Below are 15,047 nucleotides of genomic sequence, written 5' to 3' on the forward strand. Positions count from 1 at the left end.
TGCTGACCCGAAAGCCTGGAGGCAAAACGTGCGGGAACCGGCATGGCGTAAGACGGGGAGTACCCCGGACTACAGATTCTCCCTTGCGAACGAACGCACCTTCCTGGCCTGGATCCGCACCTCGCTGGCGCTGCTGGCCGGTGCCGTCGCCATCGACCAGCTGGCGCCCAACATCGCGCCGGAGCCCGTCCGGGTGACCCTGTGTGTCGCCCTGGCGGTGGTCGGGGCGGGGCTTGCCGCGCTCTCATACCGGCGCTGGGGCCAGATGGAAGCCGCAATGCGCAACGACCAGGCACTGCCGTTTTCCCGGGTCATGCTGTTCATGACGATCGTGGTGGCGGTGGCGGCGTTTGCCTTCGCCGTGCTGATCCTGGTGGCCCGTTGAGCCTTGAGGTCCGCGATCCGGGGCTCCAGCCCGAGCGCACCACGCTCGCGTGGCGCCGGACCCTCATTTCACTGCTGGTGGTGGACCTCTTCATCTGGCGTAGCTGGCTGGGCTCCGATGCGGATCCGGGGCAGACGCCCACTGGCATTCCCGGGCTGGACTACCAGGGCCTCTGCGCACTGATGGCCGCCGCAGCCACCGTCGTCCTGGGCTGCGTGGTGTGGGTTCGCTCACGCCAACTTCATCAGGGCAACGAAGCGCCCTCCAATGCCCTGGTCCTGGTCAGCACGCTCTCCGTGATCGGGCTTGGTGCCTCGGCAGTCGCAGCCATCGCGCTGGGCGGCTAAGCTCGGACTCAGGACTAAGCCCGGACTCAGGACTCAGCCCGGACTCAGGAACTTCCAGACTCAGGAACTGTCCAGACTCGGGTGGCAGGATACTGCAGGGCCTTCGCCCCGCCCGCCGCCGACGTCGGACACCCGCGAGCCGCACGCCGTGCCTTGCCGCGGAGCCTGCGCCGCCCGCACCATCACGACACCCCGCACCTCACGACACAAAGGATTCATCCGCCATGACCTCTCCTGTGCCAGTCTCTGCCGTACGCGGCCCGGGGCTCGTTGCCCGGCTGTCCGCCGAAGCTCTTGGGACGCTGTTCCTGGTGCTTGTTGCGATCGGCGTGCCGATGTTCACCCTTCCGCAGTCCAACCCGCTGCCGGCGTCCCTGGCCGCCGGGTTTGCCGTCACGGCTGGCATGCTTGCCTTCGGCTACATCTCCGGGGGACACTTCAACCCCGCGGTCACGCTGGGCAACCTCATCGCCGGACGCATCCGCCCGCTTGCCGCCGCCGCATACGTTGGTGCGCAGCTCGTGGGCGCGGTCCTGGGCGCCTTGCTGCTCTTCGGCGTGCTGCGCACCCTTCCGGGCATCCCGGACAGCCGCGCCGCCTTCGACACGGTTGCCGCAGGCTTCGGTGAACACTCCACGGTCCAGGCACCCATGGCCGGGGTCCTGCTCGTCGAGGTTGTGGGCGCCGCCCTGCTCGTGGCCGTTTTCCTGGGCACCACCACCGGCCGGAAGGCGTCCCTGGCAATGGCCCCGTTCGCCGTCGGGCTGACCCTGGCCGTGCTGCTGCAGTTCGGCCAGTCGATCGGCAATGCGCCGTTCAACCCCGCCCGCGCCACCGCGCACGCTCTGTTCAGCTCCGCCTGGGCCGTCGAGGGCCTGTGGCTCTTCTGGGTGGCACCGCTCGTGGGCGCCGCCCTTGCCGGCCTGGTGTACCGCGGCTTCGCCGATGCGGCCTCCGTGGTTCCTGCTGCTGCCGCCGGAGCGGCCGACGGCGCAGACGCCGATGACTTTGACGACGACGAAACCGACGACGACGAAACCGACGCCGACAACGCCGCCGCTGAGGCGGCCGGCGAGGCCACGACCGCACCGTCTGCCACGCCGGTGGCGCCTGCCGCTCCGGCAGCTCTTGCCGAGCCGGTGGTGGACGAAGCCCGCGATTTCTTCGACGGCAAGAAGGACTGATTCTGCTGCGGCACCGGCAGTATGGGCCTGTCGGCCATGTATTGTCGGTGTCCGCCGCTAACGTGACAACATGCGGTTACTCCATACCTCGGACTGGCACCTTGGCCGGTCGTTCCACGGCGTTGGCATGCTTGATGCCCAGCGGGACTTTGTCGACCAACTCGTGGCCTGTGTGCAGGAACGCTCCGTCGACGTCGTCCTGATTGCCGGAGACGTCTACGACCGCGCCCTGCCCGGGCTGGACGTTGTGAAGCTCCTTGACGACGCCCTGGTCCGCATCACCGCTGCCGGCGCCAAGGTGGTCCTGACCAGCGGGAACCACGATTCCGCGGTCCGCCTTGGTTTTGCATCCCGCCTGCTGGAGCGCGGTGGCGTCCACTTGCGCACGCGCGTGCAGGATCTCGATGTCCCCGTACTGCTGCCCCTCGACGGCGAGGACGGCGACGGCCAGAAGGCTGGCAGCGGGAGCGAGGCATCTGCCGCCGTTCTGGCGGTCTACGGCATCCCATATCTGGAACCCCGGCTCGTGGCCGAGGAACTCGGTGTGGACACGGCCAGCCATTTCGAGGTCACCAAGGCCGCCGTCGGGCGGATCCGCGAGGACATCCGGATGCGCAGCGCGGACGCAGCCATCCACTCGGTGGTGCTGGCGCACACCTTTGCCAGCGGCGGCATCACGTCGGACAGTGAGCGGGATCTGAGCATCGGCGGGCTGGGGGCGGTGCCGCTGGACCTCTTTACGGACTTTGGGTACACCGCGCTCGGCCACCTGCACGGGCGCCAGGAGCTGGCTCCCAACGTCCGGTACTCGGGCTCCCCGCTCGCCTACTCCTTTTCCGAAGCGGCGCACCGGAAGGGCGCCTGGCTGCTTGAGGTGGACGCGTCAGGGGTCGGCGCCGTGGAGGAGATCCTCTGGGAAGCGCCCAAAGCGCTTGCGGTACTCTGCGGAAAACTCGCCGGGCTGCTGGACGCCGAGGAGCACGCGTGGGCCGAGTCCGCATACTGCCAGGTCACCCTCACCGATTCCCAGCGGCCTGCACAGGCCATGGAGCAGCTCCGTGCCCGGTTCCCGGACACCCTCGTCCTCGCCTTCGACCCGGAAGGCGCCCAGGCCCGCAGCAAGAAGAGCTACAGCTCCCGGCTGTCGGAAGCCGTGGACGACCTCGGTGTCTGCTGCGGATTCCTGGACCACGTCCGGGGCCGTAGCGCCGGGGAAACCGAGGAAGCTGCACTGCGCGAGGCCCTCGAAGCCGCGCGCCTGGAAGGAGCGGAACTGTGAGAATCCACCGCCTCGAAATCGAAGCATTCGGCCCCTTCTCCGGTGTGCAGGAGATCGACTTCGACCAGCTCGGTGCCCAGGGCCTGTTCCTCTTGAACGGGGCAACCGGCGCCGGCAAGACCAGCATTCTGGACGCCATCTGCTTCGCGCTCTACGGTTCCGTCCCCGGGGCACGGCAGGACGGCAAGCGCCTCCGCAGCGACCACGCCGCTCCCGCCGCCGAACCCCGTGTGGTGTGCGAATTCTCGGCCCGCGGCCGCCGCTTCGAGGTCACCCGTTCCCCGGCTTGGGAGCGACCCACCGCCAGAGGCAAGAATGGCTTCACCACGCAGCAGGCCAAGACGCTGCTGCGGGAACGGGTGGGCGGCGCCTGGATCGACAAGTCGTCACGCAATGACGAAGCCGGCGCCGAGCTCAGTGACGTCCTAGGCATGGACCGTGAGCAGTTCACCAGGGTGGTCATGCTGCCCCAGGGCGACTTCGCCGCGTTCCTGCGCTCCAAGGCAGGGGAACGGCTGGACCTGCTCCAAAAGCTCTTCGGCACCCAGCGCTTCGAAGCCATCGAGCAGCAGCTTTCCCGCCAGGCAACGGCCGCACGGTCCACAGTGGACGGCAACAACGCCGGCCTCGGGCTGCTGCTGGACCGGGCCAAGACCGAGTACGCCCAGTTGGGTTTGGCCCTCCCACTTCCCGCCGCAGGACACGACGCAGCTGGAGCATCAGATACCGCAGCAACGGAAGCGGCGCACGCCGCGGCCATGCCCGGCGGTTCCCCGGGACCCGAGGAACCCGAGGCCTTGCTCGAACGCCTTGAGCAGGAGGCACAGGCCGAATGGGAACGCCGGCAGGACGAAGCCCGTGCCGCCGAATCCAGCAGACTCCAGCTTGCCGACATCCTCCACTGTGCCCAGGAAAGGGCCCAGCGGCATTCACGCCTTGCCACGGCCACGCTCCGCCGTGAGTCGCTGGAAGCCGGTGCCGCCTCCGCAGAAGAGGAGCGGGACAGGCTCGGCCGTCACAGGAGGGCCGCCGTCCTCGGCGGCCACCTCGACGCTGTCGACGCCGCAGCGCAGGCTGTGGAGGCTTCCTCAAGCCGCGCCGCCGGGGCACTGACCCGGCTTGAGGAGGCCTCGCTCGACGCCGGCCAGCCTGCCGCTGCCCTGGAAGCCGCCACTGCAGCCTGCGCTGTCCTGCTCGCGCGGGTCCCTGAGGAGCAGAAGCTGGAGGACATCGCGGGGCAACTGCTGAAGCTCAGGAAAGAGTCTGCGGATCGGCAGGCAGCCTCCGAAGAAGCAGGGGCAAGGCTCGCGGGGCTGCGCGATGACGAATCGGCTTTGCTGGCGGCCATGGAGCCGCTCGACTCCGTGGCCGCGACGTTGGCAGAACAGGAGCGCGGGCTTGCCGCGGCCGAAGCGCTGGTGGACGCCATCGCCAAGCATGAATCCGCGGTTTCAGTCCTCGGTGAAGCCACGGAGCAGCACGGACTGGCCAAGGCGGAGTCCCTCGATCTGCGCCAGGCATGGCTGGATCTGCGCGAGTCCCGGCTCAGCAACGCTGCCGCCGAACTGGCTGCGGAGCTGGAGGGGGGCCAGGACTGCCCGGTCTGTGGAAGCGCCGAACACCCCTCGCCTGCCCAAGGCGCCAGATCTGCTCTCGCCATCGCCCAGGAAGAGGAGTCTGCACGCAGCCGCTTCGAGGAAAGCGAACGGAAGCTTGACCGCCTGGCAGCGGAACTGTCCGCGGCCGCGCAGACGGTCGCCGGACTCGCAGTCCAGGGCGGTGCCGCGGACGCGCAGGCCGCCGAGGCAGCTGCCGCGGACGCTCTTTCCTCGCTGGAAACCGCCCGGGCGGCCGCAGGCACCCTGGCGAAGCTCCGACAGGAACACCTGCTGCTGCAGGACGCCGTCGCCCGCTTGGAACAGGAACAGCTGCATGCCCGGACCGACGCCGTCCGCTCGGCAGCAGACGCGACGTCCTTGCACAAGCAGCACGCCGAGCTGGAAGACACCCTTGCTGGACTGCGGGAAGGGTTCCCGTCCCTGCGGGAGCGGATCGAGTCGCTCTCCACGCAACGCCAACTGCTGCAGGCCGCGGTGGGCGCGGCTTCGCAGCTGGAACGCGCCGTTGAGACCCTGGATGATGCCGAAAAGGCGTTGCAGAAAGCCCTTCCTGCGGCCGGCTTCGACTCCGCGGACGCGGCCCGCGCCGAGCTGCTGGCCCCCATGGACGTGCTGCTCCTTGAAGACGCCGTGGAAGCGTTCACCGCCGAGCGTGCACGGGTAGACGAGTTGTTCGCGGGGGAGGACCTCGTTCTGGCCGCCAAGGAACTCCGCGTCGGCGACCTCGCGCTGTCCGCCGCCGAACTCTCCGATCTGCAGAAGGCAGCCGAGGCCGGGGAAGCAACAACCCGTGCGCTCGAGCTGTCCGCGGGGCTGGCAGGGAAATCGGTGGCCGCCCTGCGCCGGATCCGCGTCGAATACCTGGATCTCTCGGCCGCCGGACGCGGACCGCGCGAACATGCGAGGCTGCTGGGCGAGCTGGCCGACACCGCCAGGGGCTTCGGCGACAACAGCTACCGCATGAGCCTGAACAGCTATGTCCTGGCGGCGCGGTTGGAGCAGGTTGCTTTGGCCGCCTCCGAGCGTCTCGTGGCCATGAGCGATGGACGGTACACCCTGCAGCACAGTGATGCGAAGGCTGCCCGTGGCGCCAAGTCCGGGCTGGGCCTGGAAGTCGTGGACGAGTGGACGGGGCAGCGCAGGGACACCTCCACACTGTCTGGCGGCGAATCCTTCATGGCCTCCCTGTCGCTCGCCCTGGGCCTGGCCGACGTAGTGCAGCAGGAAGCCGGCGGCGTGGACATCGAAACCCTCTTCGTCGACGAAGGCTTCGGCAGTCTTGACGAGCAGGCGCTGGAGCAGGTCATGGATGCCTTGGAGAGCCTCCGCGACGGCGGCAGGGTGGTAGGGCTCGTCAGCCACGTCTCCGAGATGAAGCAGCGCATCGGCAGCCAGCTGCAGGTCATCAAGGGGCGCAACGGATCCACGGTGCGCATCGCCAAAACCGCGCTGGGCTAAGGGCCGGGACCGCCGTCCCCGGGACCTTCGCGACCGTCCGGTAACCCCATCCGGTAGAATCATGGGGTTACACCGGGTTTCGCGCATCGGGAGGAGGGACGATGCGCAGACTTTAGCGAACCCGGACTCATGAACAGCTCTCTGGCTCCACAGAATCCCGCGGCAGATGCCGCCACCCTGCCGCCCTCGGAACCACCCGCTGGGCCCGCCACGGCCACGCCCGCCCCCGCTGCGCACGGCAACGCAGGCCGCCAGCCCTCCCGTCTTCCGGGCCGCCTCGCCAGGCTTCCCGAACTCGCAGGCCCCGGCTTCCTGCCCCTTGGCCTCTTCGCCCGGCTGCCGCTCGCGATGCTCACCGTCGGCACCCTGACCCTGGTCACGTCCGTCAGTAACTCCTACGCCATCGGCGGCATGGCTGCCGGCGCCGTGGGCATCGGCTCCGCCCTGGGTGCCCCCGTCCTGGGCGGCCTGGCAGACCGCGCCGGCCAGCGCATGGTCCTGCTCGTCGCCGCCGTCGTCAACGCCCTGGCCGTGGCCGGACTTCTTGCCGCGGCCTACCTGACCCCCGGCTTTGGCTCCGTGGCTGACGCCGCAGCAGTCCTTGTGGCCGCCTTCCTGGCCGGCGCCAGCTGCCCGCAGGTGGGCCCCATGGCACGCGTGCGCTGGATGGCCCTCACCACCAGGAACCTGTCCGGCGGCCGAAACAGCGTGGCCGCCAACCGCGCGGACCTGGACACCGCCCTGTCCTACGAAGGCACCGCCGATGAGATCACGTTCGTGCTGGGCCCGGCCCTGGTCGGCGCCCTCGCCAGCCTCGTCGCGCCATGGCTCCCACTGGCCATCGCCGCCCTCCTGACCATCACCTTGGTTCCCGCCTTCGCCGTCCACCCCACCCAGCTTGCCGTGGTTCCGGCGCCCCGCGGCCAGGCCGCCGCCGTCGGCGGCCCCTCCGGGAAGGCCGCACGCCGCGCCGGCTGGCTCATCGTGGCTGTGCCGGTCCTCGCCATGGTGTGCATGGGGACGTTCTTCGGATCCGCGCAGAACGCGTTGAACGCGTATGCTGCCGAGTTCGCCACCGCGGAAATCGCGGGACTGCTGTACGCGGTGATGGGCCTGAGCTCCGCGGTTGCGGCCCTCTCCGTGGCGTTCTGGCCGCAGCGTTTCGGCCTCGCAGCGCGCTGGATCGTGGCCGCGGCAGCCATGGCCGCCTTCTCCCTGCTGACGGTGCTGCCCGCGGGCATCTGGCCGATGGTCCTGGTGCTGCTGCTGCTGGGCATCCCGGTGGGGCCGGTCATGGTGACCGTCTTCAGCATCGGTGGTGTGGTGGCGCCCGCGGGTCGGATGGCAACGGTCATGACGGCCCTGGCCAGCGGCATCGTGGCAGGCACGGCCCTTGGTGCCTATCTGGCAGGCCTGCTGGCCGAGACCCGGGGACCGGCCGCCGCGTTCGCGGTTTCCATGGCCGCGTCCGCAGCTCTTTTGTTGCTCGGCGGGATCGCCGCACTCGTGCTGCGGCGCAGCAGACACTCCACGCACTGACGCATGGTTCCGCACTGACGCCTGGTTCCGCACTGACGCCGCGGCCGGGCTCGGACTCCGGTGGCGGACTCAGCGGGACCTACGCCAGCTGGCTCTCGATCCTGGCGGCGCTCTCCGCCAGGGCCCCGCCGACGGCGGCCTGGTCCTGTTCGCGGCGGATGTAGACGACGGCGATCGCCGCCGGCCGCCCGCCCGGAACGTGGATGGGGGCCGCAAGGGAGGACAGGCCGGCAATGACCTCGTCATGGCTGGCCGCGTAGCCCAGGGCGCGCGCATCGGCGGCCTCTGGCCGGTACGGCAGGCCCGGGGCGAGCATGCCCCACTCTGCCTCGCTCATGGTGGACTGGATCGCGATCCCCGGGGCGCCCACGTTCACGGGGTGACGGGTTCCGGGGTGCTGGGCCAGGGTCGCCGCCGAGTGGCGTGGTTCCACGGTCACCAGGGTGACGCAGTCCTGGTGGTCCCAGACGGCCACGAAGGCGGTCATGTTCAGGGTGTTGGCGAGCTGGGTGAGCTCCGGCAGTGCTGCGGTCTGCAGATTGCGGGAGACGCCGCGGGCAAGCACCGCCAGTCCGGGGCCCGGCTGTACGCGGCCGGCGTCGTCGCGGACCAGCAGGGAATGGTCTTCCAGGGTGCGCAGGATCCGGTAGGCCACGGAGCGGTGGACGCCCAGGGCGGCGGCAAGCTCGGCAATCGTCAGCGGGCGTTCGGCCGCCGCGAGGATCTCGAGGGCCTGGATTCCGCGGGAGAGCGTCTGCGACGGCGAGACGGGCGCCGGGGTGTCCTGCAGGCCCGCGTCCTGCAGATTCTTCGCGGCGCTGGGAGACATCATGCGCTCCATCCTATGTTGGCAACTTCGGCCGCCTGGACGCGGCGAGTCTTGTGCTGTCCATCACAAGCGGCTATGGTTCTGTATGAGAACTGATTGTTCAACTATAGAACAGTCGTCAACGAGGATCAACGATGATAGCCAAGTCCAGCCCGCCTCCGGAACCCGGCAGCACCAGCCGGATCGGCAGGCCGCGGGCCCACCACTTCCGCGGCAGCCTGGGCCGTTTCGCCACCGGCGTGGCCATCGTGACCTTCGACGGCCCTGCATCCGCTGAAGGCCTTGGCAAGCGCCGCGGCATCACCGTCAACTCCTTCACGTCCGTGTCCATGGAGCCGCCCCTGGTGCTGGTCAGCATCGCCCGCGCCACCAAGGCCCATGACGAACTCAATGGCCGCCCCTTCACCGTGAACATCCTGGGCGCCGAGCAGCAGCAGTTGGCCATGCACTTCGCCGGCCGGCCCGGCCCCGAGCCGCACTGGGTGGAAGGCGGCACCGCGCCCCGCCTGTCCAGCGTCCTGGCCTATTTCGAGTGCATGCCCTGGGCCGCCTACGACGGCGGGGACCACACCCTCTATGTGGGCGAAGTGGTCGACTTCAACTACCGCTCCGGTGACGCGCTCGCCTTTGCCAACAGCGCCTTCACCACCATCCCGGAGAGCCAGCTCGGCATGGAGGAACTCCTGTAGCCACCTGCGGCGCCAGGCCGGGCGCCGCTGCCACGCAATGCGGTTTCAGTACAACCATCATTGGAGAGAACCATGGGAATCCGGACCGGACAGCAGTACCTGGACAAGCTCAACTCGATGACCCCGCACGTCCTGATCGACGGGGAAATGGTCACCGAGAAGATCGCCGATCACCCGTCCTTCAGGAACGTGGCCCGCACGTACGCCAAGCTCTTCGACATGCAGCACGATCCGCGGTACGCGGACGCCCTCACGTATGAATCCCCGACGACGGGTGACCGGGTCAGTGCCTCGTTCCTGGTGCCGCGCACCGCGGAAGACCTGAAGCACCGGCATGCGGCCATCCGCACCTGGGCCGAGTATTCCAATGGCTTCCTCGGCCGCACCGGCGACTACATGAACGGTGCGCTCACGGCCCTGTCCGCGGCGGAGAAGTGGTTCGCGCAGGCCGATCCGATGTTCGGGGAGAACATCCGCAGGTACTACGAGCACTGCCGCGAAAATGACCTCCTCGCCACGCACACCCTGATCCCGCCGCAGGCCAACCGCTCCGTCTCCGGCTCCGAGCAGCTCGGCGGCCAGCTCTCGGCCCGCGTGGTGGAGGAGCGTGAGGACGGCATTGTGGTCCAGGGTGCCCGCATGCTCGCCACCATCGCGCCGATCGCCGACGAACTCCTCGTCTTCCCCTCCACCCTGCTGCGCTCCACGCCGGAGGATGCCCCCTATTCCTATGCCTTCGCGGTCCCCAACGACGCCCCCGGCATGCGGTACCTCTGCCGGACCTCCCTGTACCAGGGCGGAAGCGTCCACGACGAACCCCTTGCGAGCCGCTTCGAGGAGATGGACGCCGTCGTTATTTTCGACAAGGTATTTGTCCCCAATGAACGCATCTTCATGCTCGGCCACCCGGAACTCTGCAACGCCTTCTACTCGGAAACCGGCGCCGCCGCGCTCATGACCCACCAGGTGGTCACCCGGACCATCGCCAAGAGCGAGTTCTTCCTGGGGCTGGCCTCGGAAGTTGCTGCGGCCATCGGCATCGACGGCTTCCAGCACATCCAGGAAGACCTCGCCGAGCTGATCGAGACGGTGGAGATCGGCAAGGCTCTCATGGTGGCCGCGGAGGCCCAGGCCGCACCGAGCGCGGACGGTGTGCTGCTGCCGCACTGGCCCACGCTAAATGCCGCCCGCAACTGGTATCCCAAGGTTGCCCAGCGTTTTCCGGCGATCATCCGCAAGTTCTCGGCCTCCGGCCTCATGGCACTGCCCGGCGAAGCAGACGTGGCCAGCGGAGCCCTGCCGGACATCGAGCTCTACCTGCAGGCCAAGACGCTCACCGGCCCCGAGCGGGTGCGGCTCTTCAAGCTCGCCTTCGACGCTTCGATCTCCGGCTTCGCCGGGCGCCAGTCTCTGTACGAGTACTTCTTCTTCGGGGATCCCGTGCGCATGGCCGGGGCGCTCGTGAACAGCTACGACCGCGAACCGGTTCGCGCCAGGGTTCGCGAATTCCTCGAACGCAAGGATTGATGCTGCGCCGGCTGGCACGAAGTCGGTGTGGCCTGCGTCCCTTCGTCATGTTGTGGCTGATGTCACAATCATGTAGTAACATTTTCTAACTGACCGTTCTGTCGGTAATGCCTGGCATTCCGGAAGCCCGGTCACCATCCGTTCCCACCCATGGAGTTTCAATGACCGCAACTTCCTCCGTCGATTCCGCGGCAGGTCCCAGCAGCAAGCGCGAAGAACGCAAGGTCCTCGCCGGCACGCTGGTGGGAACCACCATCGAGTGGTATGACTTCTTCGTCTTCGCCCAGCTGACCGCCACGCTGCTCTCACCGCTGTTCCTCACCCCGCTTGAGAAGTCGAACCCGGCCCTGGCACAGATCCTGTCCTTCGCCACGATCGGCATCAGCTTCCTGTTCCGCCCGCTCGGAGCGTTCGTCGCCGGCCATCTCGGCGACCGGCTGGGCCGCAAGGCGGTCCTCGTCATGACTCTCGTGATGATGGGTGCGGCCACCGCGCTGATCGGCATGCTGCCCACCTACGATGCCATTGGCCTCTGGGCCCCGGTCGCGCTGATCCTCCTCCGCGTGGCGCAGGGCTTCTCCGCCGGCGGCGAATGGGGCGGCGCGGCGCTGATGGCGGTGGAGCATGCTCCCAAGTCCAAGCGTGGACTGTTCGGTGCGTACCCGCAGATCGGCGTCCCCATCGGCATGATCCTGGCGACCGGTCTGCTCTACTTCCTGACGTCCGGGATGTCCAAGGCAGACTTCACCGCATGGGGCTGGCGCGTGCCGTTCCTACTCTCGGTGGTGCTGATCGTGGTGGGCTACCTGATCCGCCGCGCGGTGGGCGAAAGCCCGGTCTTCAAGGAGATCTCGCAGCGCAAGGCCGAAAGCAAGGCGCCGCTGCAGGAGCTCTTCCGCAAGAACAGCAAGGAGGTCATCCTTGCGGCACTGATTTTCATCGCGAACAATGCGGCGGGCTACCTGCTGATCGCGTTCTTCATCTCCTATGCCACCAAGGCGCTCAAGATGCCAACACCGCAGGTTCTGCTGGCCACCACGATTGCCTCGTTCGGCTGGCTCATCTTCACCATGCTTGGCGGCTGGCTCTCCGACAAGATCGGCCGCGTCAAGACATTCCTGATCGGCTACGGCCTGGTGTTCGGCTGGATGATCCCGATGTTCGCCCTGATCGATTCCAAGGACATCCTCCTGTACGGAACGGCACTGTTCGTCCTGACGGTGGGGCTTGGCCTTTCCTACGGCCCGATGTCGGCCATGTACGCCGAGATGTTCCCGGCCCAGGTGCGCTACTCCGGAATCTCGATCGGCTATGCACTGGGCGCGATCCTGGGCGGCGCCTTCGCTCCCCTGATCGCGCAGGCGCTGCTGGACACCACCAAGTGGTCCGGATCCGTGGGCATCTACATCATGGTGCTCTGCGTCATCTCCGCGGTGGGTGTGGTCCTGGCGAAGGAAACCCGCGGCCGTCCCCTCGGCTTCAGCGCCCACTAGGCTCCTCGGGCCAGAACAGAGCGGGCACGAACTTCCTGGTCCGTGCCCGCTCTTGTCATGCACCCTGGCGCGCTGAAACGGCACAGCGGCGGCGGCTTCCGTTGCACCGGCAGCATGGGTGGTCCTCAGTGAGGAAAGACACTATTGGAGAACCGGTCCCCATGAGTGAATACCCGGACCCCGGCCCACAGGATCCTGCTGCCGCGCCAACAGAGCTTGCTGCGGCAATTAACAGCATGCTGTTGGTGGACCATCACGTGCACAGCGTCCAGGGGTTTTGACCCGCCGGGTCTGATTGCAGAGGTCGGGGCCTTCCGGGATCCGGAGACCGCCGGGCCTATCCCTTGACGCAAAGCACGGTGCGGAGGTGCTGCACGGGTTCCACCAAGTCCTTCTGGGCTTCCATCACCGAGCGCAGGTCTTTGTAGGCGGCCGGGATTTCGTCCACGATCCCCTGGTCCTTGCGGGATTCGACGCCGGCGGTCTGCGCCACCAGGTCCTTGACCGTGTAGGCCCTGAGGGCGGCGTGGCGGGACAGGCGCCGCCCGGCGCCGTGGGCGGCCGACTGGAACGATGCGTCATTGCCGCGGCCGCGGACCACGTAGGATCCGGCGCCCATGGAGCCGGGGATCAGGGCCAGGTCTCCCTTGCCGGCGCGGATGGCGCCCTTGCGCGTGACCAGCATGGTCTCACCGTCGATGACTTCCTCGGCCACGTAATTGTGGTGGACGTTGATCTCCTGGCCGTACCTGACGTGCGCCTTCTGGAAGTGCCGGGAGACCCGTTCCTTGAACAGGGCCATCATGACCGCACGGGACCGGGAGGCATACTCCTGGGCCCACCACAGGTCGTGGCGGTAGGCGTCCATCTGCGGTGTGCCCTCCAGGAACACGGCGAGGTCGCGGTCCGCAAGCCCTTGGTTGTGCGGGAGGGCACGGGCGTCCAGGATATGGTGGTCCGCCAGTTCCTTGCCGATGTTCCGGGAGCCGGAGTGCAGGGTCAGCCACACATGTCCGGCCTCGTCCACGCAGAGCTCGATGAAGTGGTTGCCGCCTCCCAGGGTGCCAAGTTGGACGCGGGCGCGGGACTCGAGCCGCTGGACCCCGCCGTGCAGCTCACTGAAGCCGGACCAGAAGCGCGCCCAGCCCTGGTCCAGGCCCAGGCGCTTCACGTCCACCGGCCTGTCGTGGGAGTTGGGCCCGACCGGGATGGCGGCCTCGATGGCCAGCCGCAAACCGTGCAGGTTGGACAAGTCGGATGCGGTCAGGGACGTCTTCACAGCGTTCACGCCGCAGCCGATGTCCACGCCGACGGCGGCCGGGGCAACAGCATGGCGCATGGCAATGACGGAGCCGACCACGGCCCCCTTGCCGACATGGACGTCGGGCATGACACGGACACCGTAGACCCACTCCAGGGACGCAATGTTGCGCACCTGCTGCAGGGCCGCCGGCTCGATCTCGCTCTCAATCTCCCACAGATAAACCGGGTGTTTCGTGCCGCGCATTTCCACGGGAAACATGATTTCTCCTTCCCATTCCTAGGACGCCGGGTGCTCCAGCATCCGCACGGCTTCGCTGTCCGTCAACTGTTCGAAGTGTTCGTAGAAGGAACCCACGGCCCGGAACTTGCCGGGCGTGTGCAGGCACATGACGAAGTCGCAGACCCGCGCCAGCGAGGCGTAGGCCTCCAGGGATGCCACGGGTACCGCCACCACCACGGTGCGTGCGCCGGCTGCCCGGACGGCCTCCACCGCTGCGCGCATCGTGGCTCCGGTGGCCAGTCCGTCGTCCACCAGGACCACTGTCTTGCCGCGGAGTTCGTGCCGGATGCCAGGGTAGCTCCCGGCGCGGCGCAGGAGTTCCCCGCGTTCGTGCGCTTCCACGGCGTCCAGAGCGGCCTGGCTGATTCCGAGGCGCAGGATGCGCTCGGCAAGGGGCCGGTTGACCAGGCGGACCACCCGGCCGTTGGCCCAGGCCAGTGCACCGAACGCGGTTTCCTCGCGCCCCGGGATACCGAGTTTGCGGACCAGAAGGGCCCCGAAAGGCAGGTAAAGTTCCTCGGCGGCTGCCGCGGCCAGGGGGACTCCGCCACGGGCCAGGCCCAGCAGGATCGTGTCCGGGCGCTCGCGGAACTGGGGGAGCCCTGCCGCAAGGCGCCGACCGGCCTCTGCACGGTCCCTGAAACGCATGCCCATCTGCCCCACTCCCACGTAGTCCGGCGCTATGCCAAGACTACCGTTCCATGCTTGCCGTGTGCTGCCCGCACTGGAACGATTGGCACTGTGAACAAGCCCATGGGTTACTGGCTTAAGCGCCTGGACGCTGCCCTTGAGTCCCAGCTGGACAACACCCTGGCCCGGCTCAAGCTCAGCAGGCACCAGTGGCAGACACTCAATGTCCTGGCCGAGAACCCTGTCAGCCCGGAACTCCTGGACGAAGTTCTGCGGCCCTTCTGGGGCAGCGATACCCGTCTGCGGGAGCGGGAGCTCGCCGCACTGGTCGGCCGGGGGCTGATTGTGGTGGCGGATGGCCGGATTGCCCTGAGCGGGCTGGGCAGGGCCAAGCACACGGAAGCGCACCGCTTGGTGGAGGAAGCCCGTCGGGACCTGTCGGCGGGGATCGGCCTGGACGAGTATGCCATTGCGCTCAGCGTGCTCGAACGCATGAGCCACAACGCCGAACGGCTGGCCCGCTAG

Annotated in this window: 13 protein-coding genes; 10 read left to right on the plus strand and 3 right to left on the minus strand. The window is 68.1% G+C overall.

Features of this window, described 5'->3' with window-relative positions; translation table 11 throughout:
* Nucleotides 1–28: 28 nt before the first annotated feature.
* The 6 genes from J1902_RS03025 (at nt 29) to J1902_RS03050 (ending at nt 7,811) form a co-directional block, all read left to right on the plus strand.
* A complete protein-coding gene (locus J1902_RS03025; RefSeq protein WP_207614774.1) occupies nt 29–385 on the plus strand; it encodes a YidH family protein in 357 nt (118 codons plus the stop codon).
* Entirely contained in the window at nt 382–732 is a 351-nt protein-coding gene (locus tag J1902_RS03030; RefSeq protein WP_207614775.1) for a DUF202 domain-containing protein, read from the plus strand. Before J1902_RS03025 ends, J1902_RS03030 begins: the two co-directional genes overlap by 4 nt.
* A gap of 224 nt (nt 733–956) precedes the next feature.
* On the plus strand, nt 957–1,916 hold the full coding sequence (locus tag J1902_RS03035) for an MIP/aquaporin family protein (RefSeq protein ID WP_207614776.1): 960 nt from the start codon (nt 957–959) through the stop codon (nt 1,914–1,916).
* Between the two features lie 70 nt (nt 1,917–1,986).
* A complete protein-coding gene (locus tag J1902_RS03040) occupies nt 1,987–3,195 on the plus strand; it encodes an exonuclease SbcCD subunit D (protein WP_207614777.1) in 1,209 nt (402 codons plus the stop codon).
* Nucleotides 3,192–6,272: an AAA family ATPase gene (locus J1902_RS03045; protein WP_207614778.1), complete on the plus strand. Its 3,081-nt coding sequence runs from the start codon at nt 3,192–3,194 to the stop codon at nt 6,270–6,272. The genes J1902_RS03040 and J1902_RS03045 overlap by 4 nt, the downstream gene beginning before the upstream one ends.
* Before the next feature lie 129 nt (nt 6,273–6,401).
* Complete coding sequence (locus J1902_RS03050; protein ID WP_207614779.1) at nt 6,402–7,811, plus strand: MFS transporter; 1,410 nt, start codon at nt 6,402–6,404, stop codon at nt 7,809–7,811.
* Between the two features lie 79 nt (nt 7,812–7,890).
* Here the strand turns inward: J1902_RS03050 and J1902_RS03055 are convergent, their stop codons facing one another.
* The gene (locus J1902_RS03055) at nt 7,891–8,640 is read right to left on the minus strand and encodes an IclR family transcriptional regulator (RefSeq protein ID WP_207614887.1); all 750 of its coding nucleotides are present in this window, start codon (nt 8,638–8,640) and stop codon (nt 7,891–7,893) included.
* A 134-nt stretch (nt 8,641–8,774) separates the two neighbouring features.
* Here J1902_RS03055 and J1902_RS03060 point away from each other — a divergent pair, with 134 nt between their 5' ends.
* The 3 genes from J1902_RS03060 (at nt 8,775) to J1902_RS03070 (ending at nt 12,349) form a co-directional block, all read left to right on the plus strand.
* A complete protein-coding gene (locus J1902_RS03060; protein WP_207614780.1) occupies nt 8,775–9,329 on the plus strand; it encodes a flavin reductase family protein in 555 nt (184 codons plus the stop codon).
* A 72-nt stretch (nt 9,330–9,401) separates the two neighbouring features.
* A complete protein-coding gene (gene hpaB / locus J1902_RS03065; protein WP_207614781.1) occupies nt 9,402–10,856 on the plus strand; it encodes a 4-hydroxyphenylacetate 3-monooxygenase, oxygenase component in 1,455 nt (484 codons plus the stop codon).
* Between the two features lie 161 nt (nt 10,857–11,017).
* Nucleotides 11,018–12,349, plus strand: coding sequence for an MFS transporter (locus J1902_RS03070; protein ID WP_207614782.1), 1,332 nt, complete (start codon nt 11,018–11,020; stop codon nt 12,347–12,349).
* Between the two features lie 337 nt (nt 12,350–12,686).
* Here J1902_RS03070 and J1902_RS03075 read toward each other — a convergent pair whose 3' ends face one another.
* Nucleotides 12,687–13,871, minus strand: a complete 1,185-nt coding sequence (locus J1902_RS03075; RefSeq protein WP_207614783.1) for an RtcB family protein — start codon at nt 13,869–13,871, stop codon at nt 12,687–12,689.
* Nucleotides 13,872–13,889: 18 nt separating this feature from the next.
* Nucleotides 13,890–14,546, minus strand: coding sequence for a phosphoribosyltransferase (locus J1902_RS03080; protein WP_207614784.1), 657 nt, complete (start codon nt 14,544–14,546; stop codon nt 13,890–13,892).
* Nucleotides 14,547–14,633: 87 nt separating this feature from the next.
* Between J1902_RS03080 and J1902_RS03085 the strand changes: the two genes are divergently transcribed.
* Nucleotides 14,634–15,047 carry a winged helix DNA-binding protein gene (locus J1902_RS03085; RefSeq protein WP_207614785.1) on the plus strand — a complete coding sequence of 138 codons (414 nt, stop codon included), beginning with the start codon at nt 14,634–14,636 and terminating at the stop codon, nt 15,045–15,047.

The organism is Arthrobacter cavernae, assembly GCF_017368795.1.
Classification (GTDB): Bacteria; Actinomycetota; Actinomycetes; order Actinomycetales; family Micrococcaceae; genus Arthrobacter; species Arthrobacter cavernae.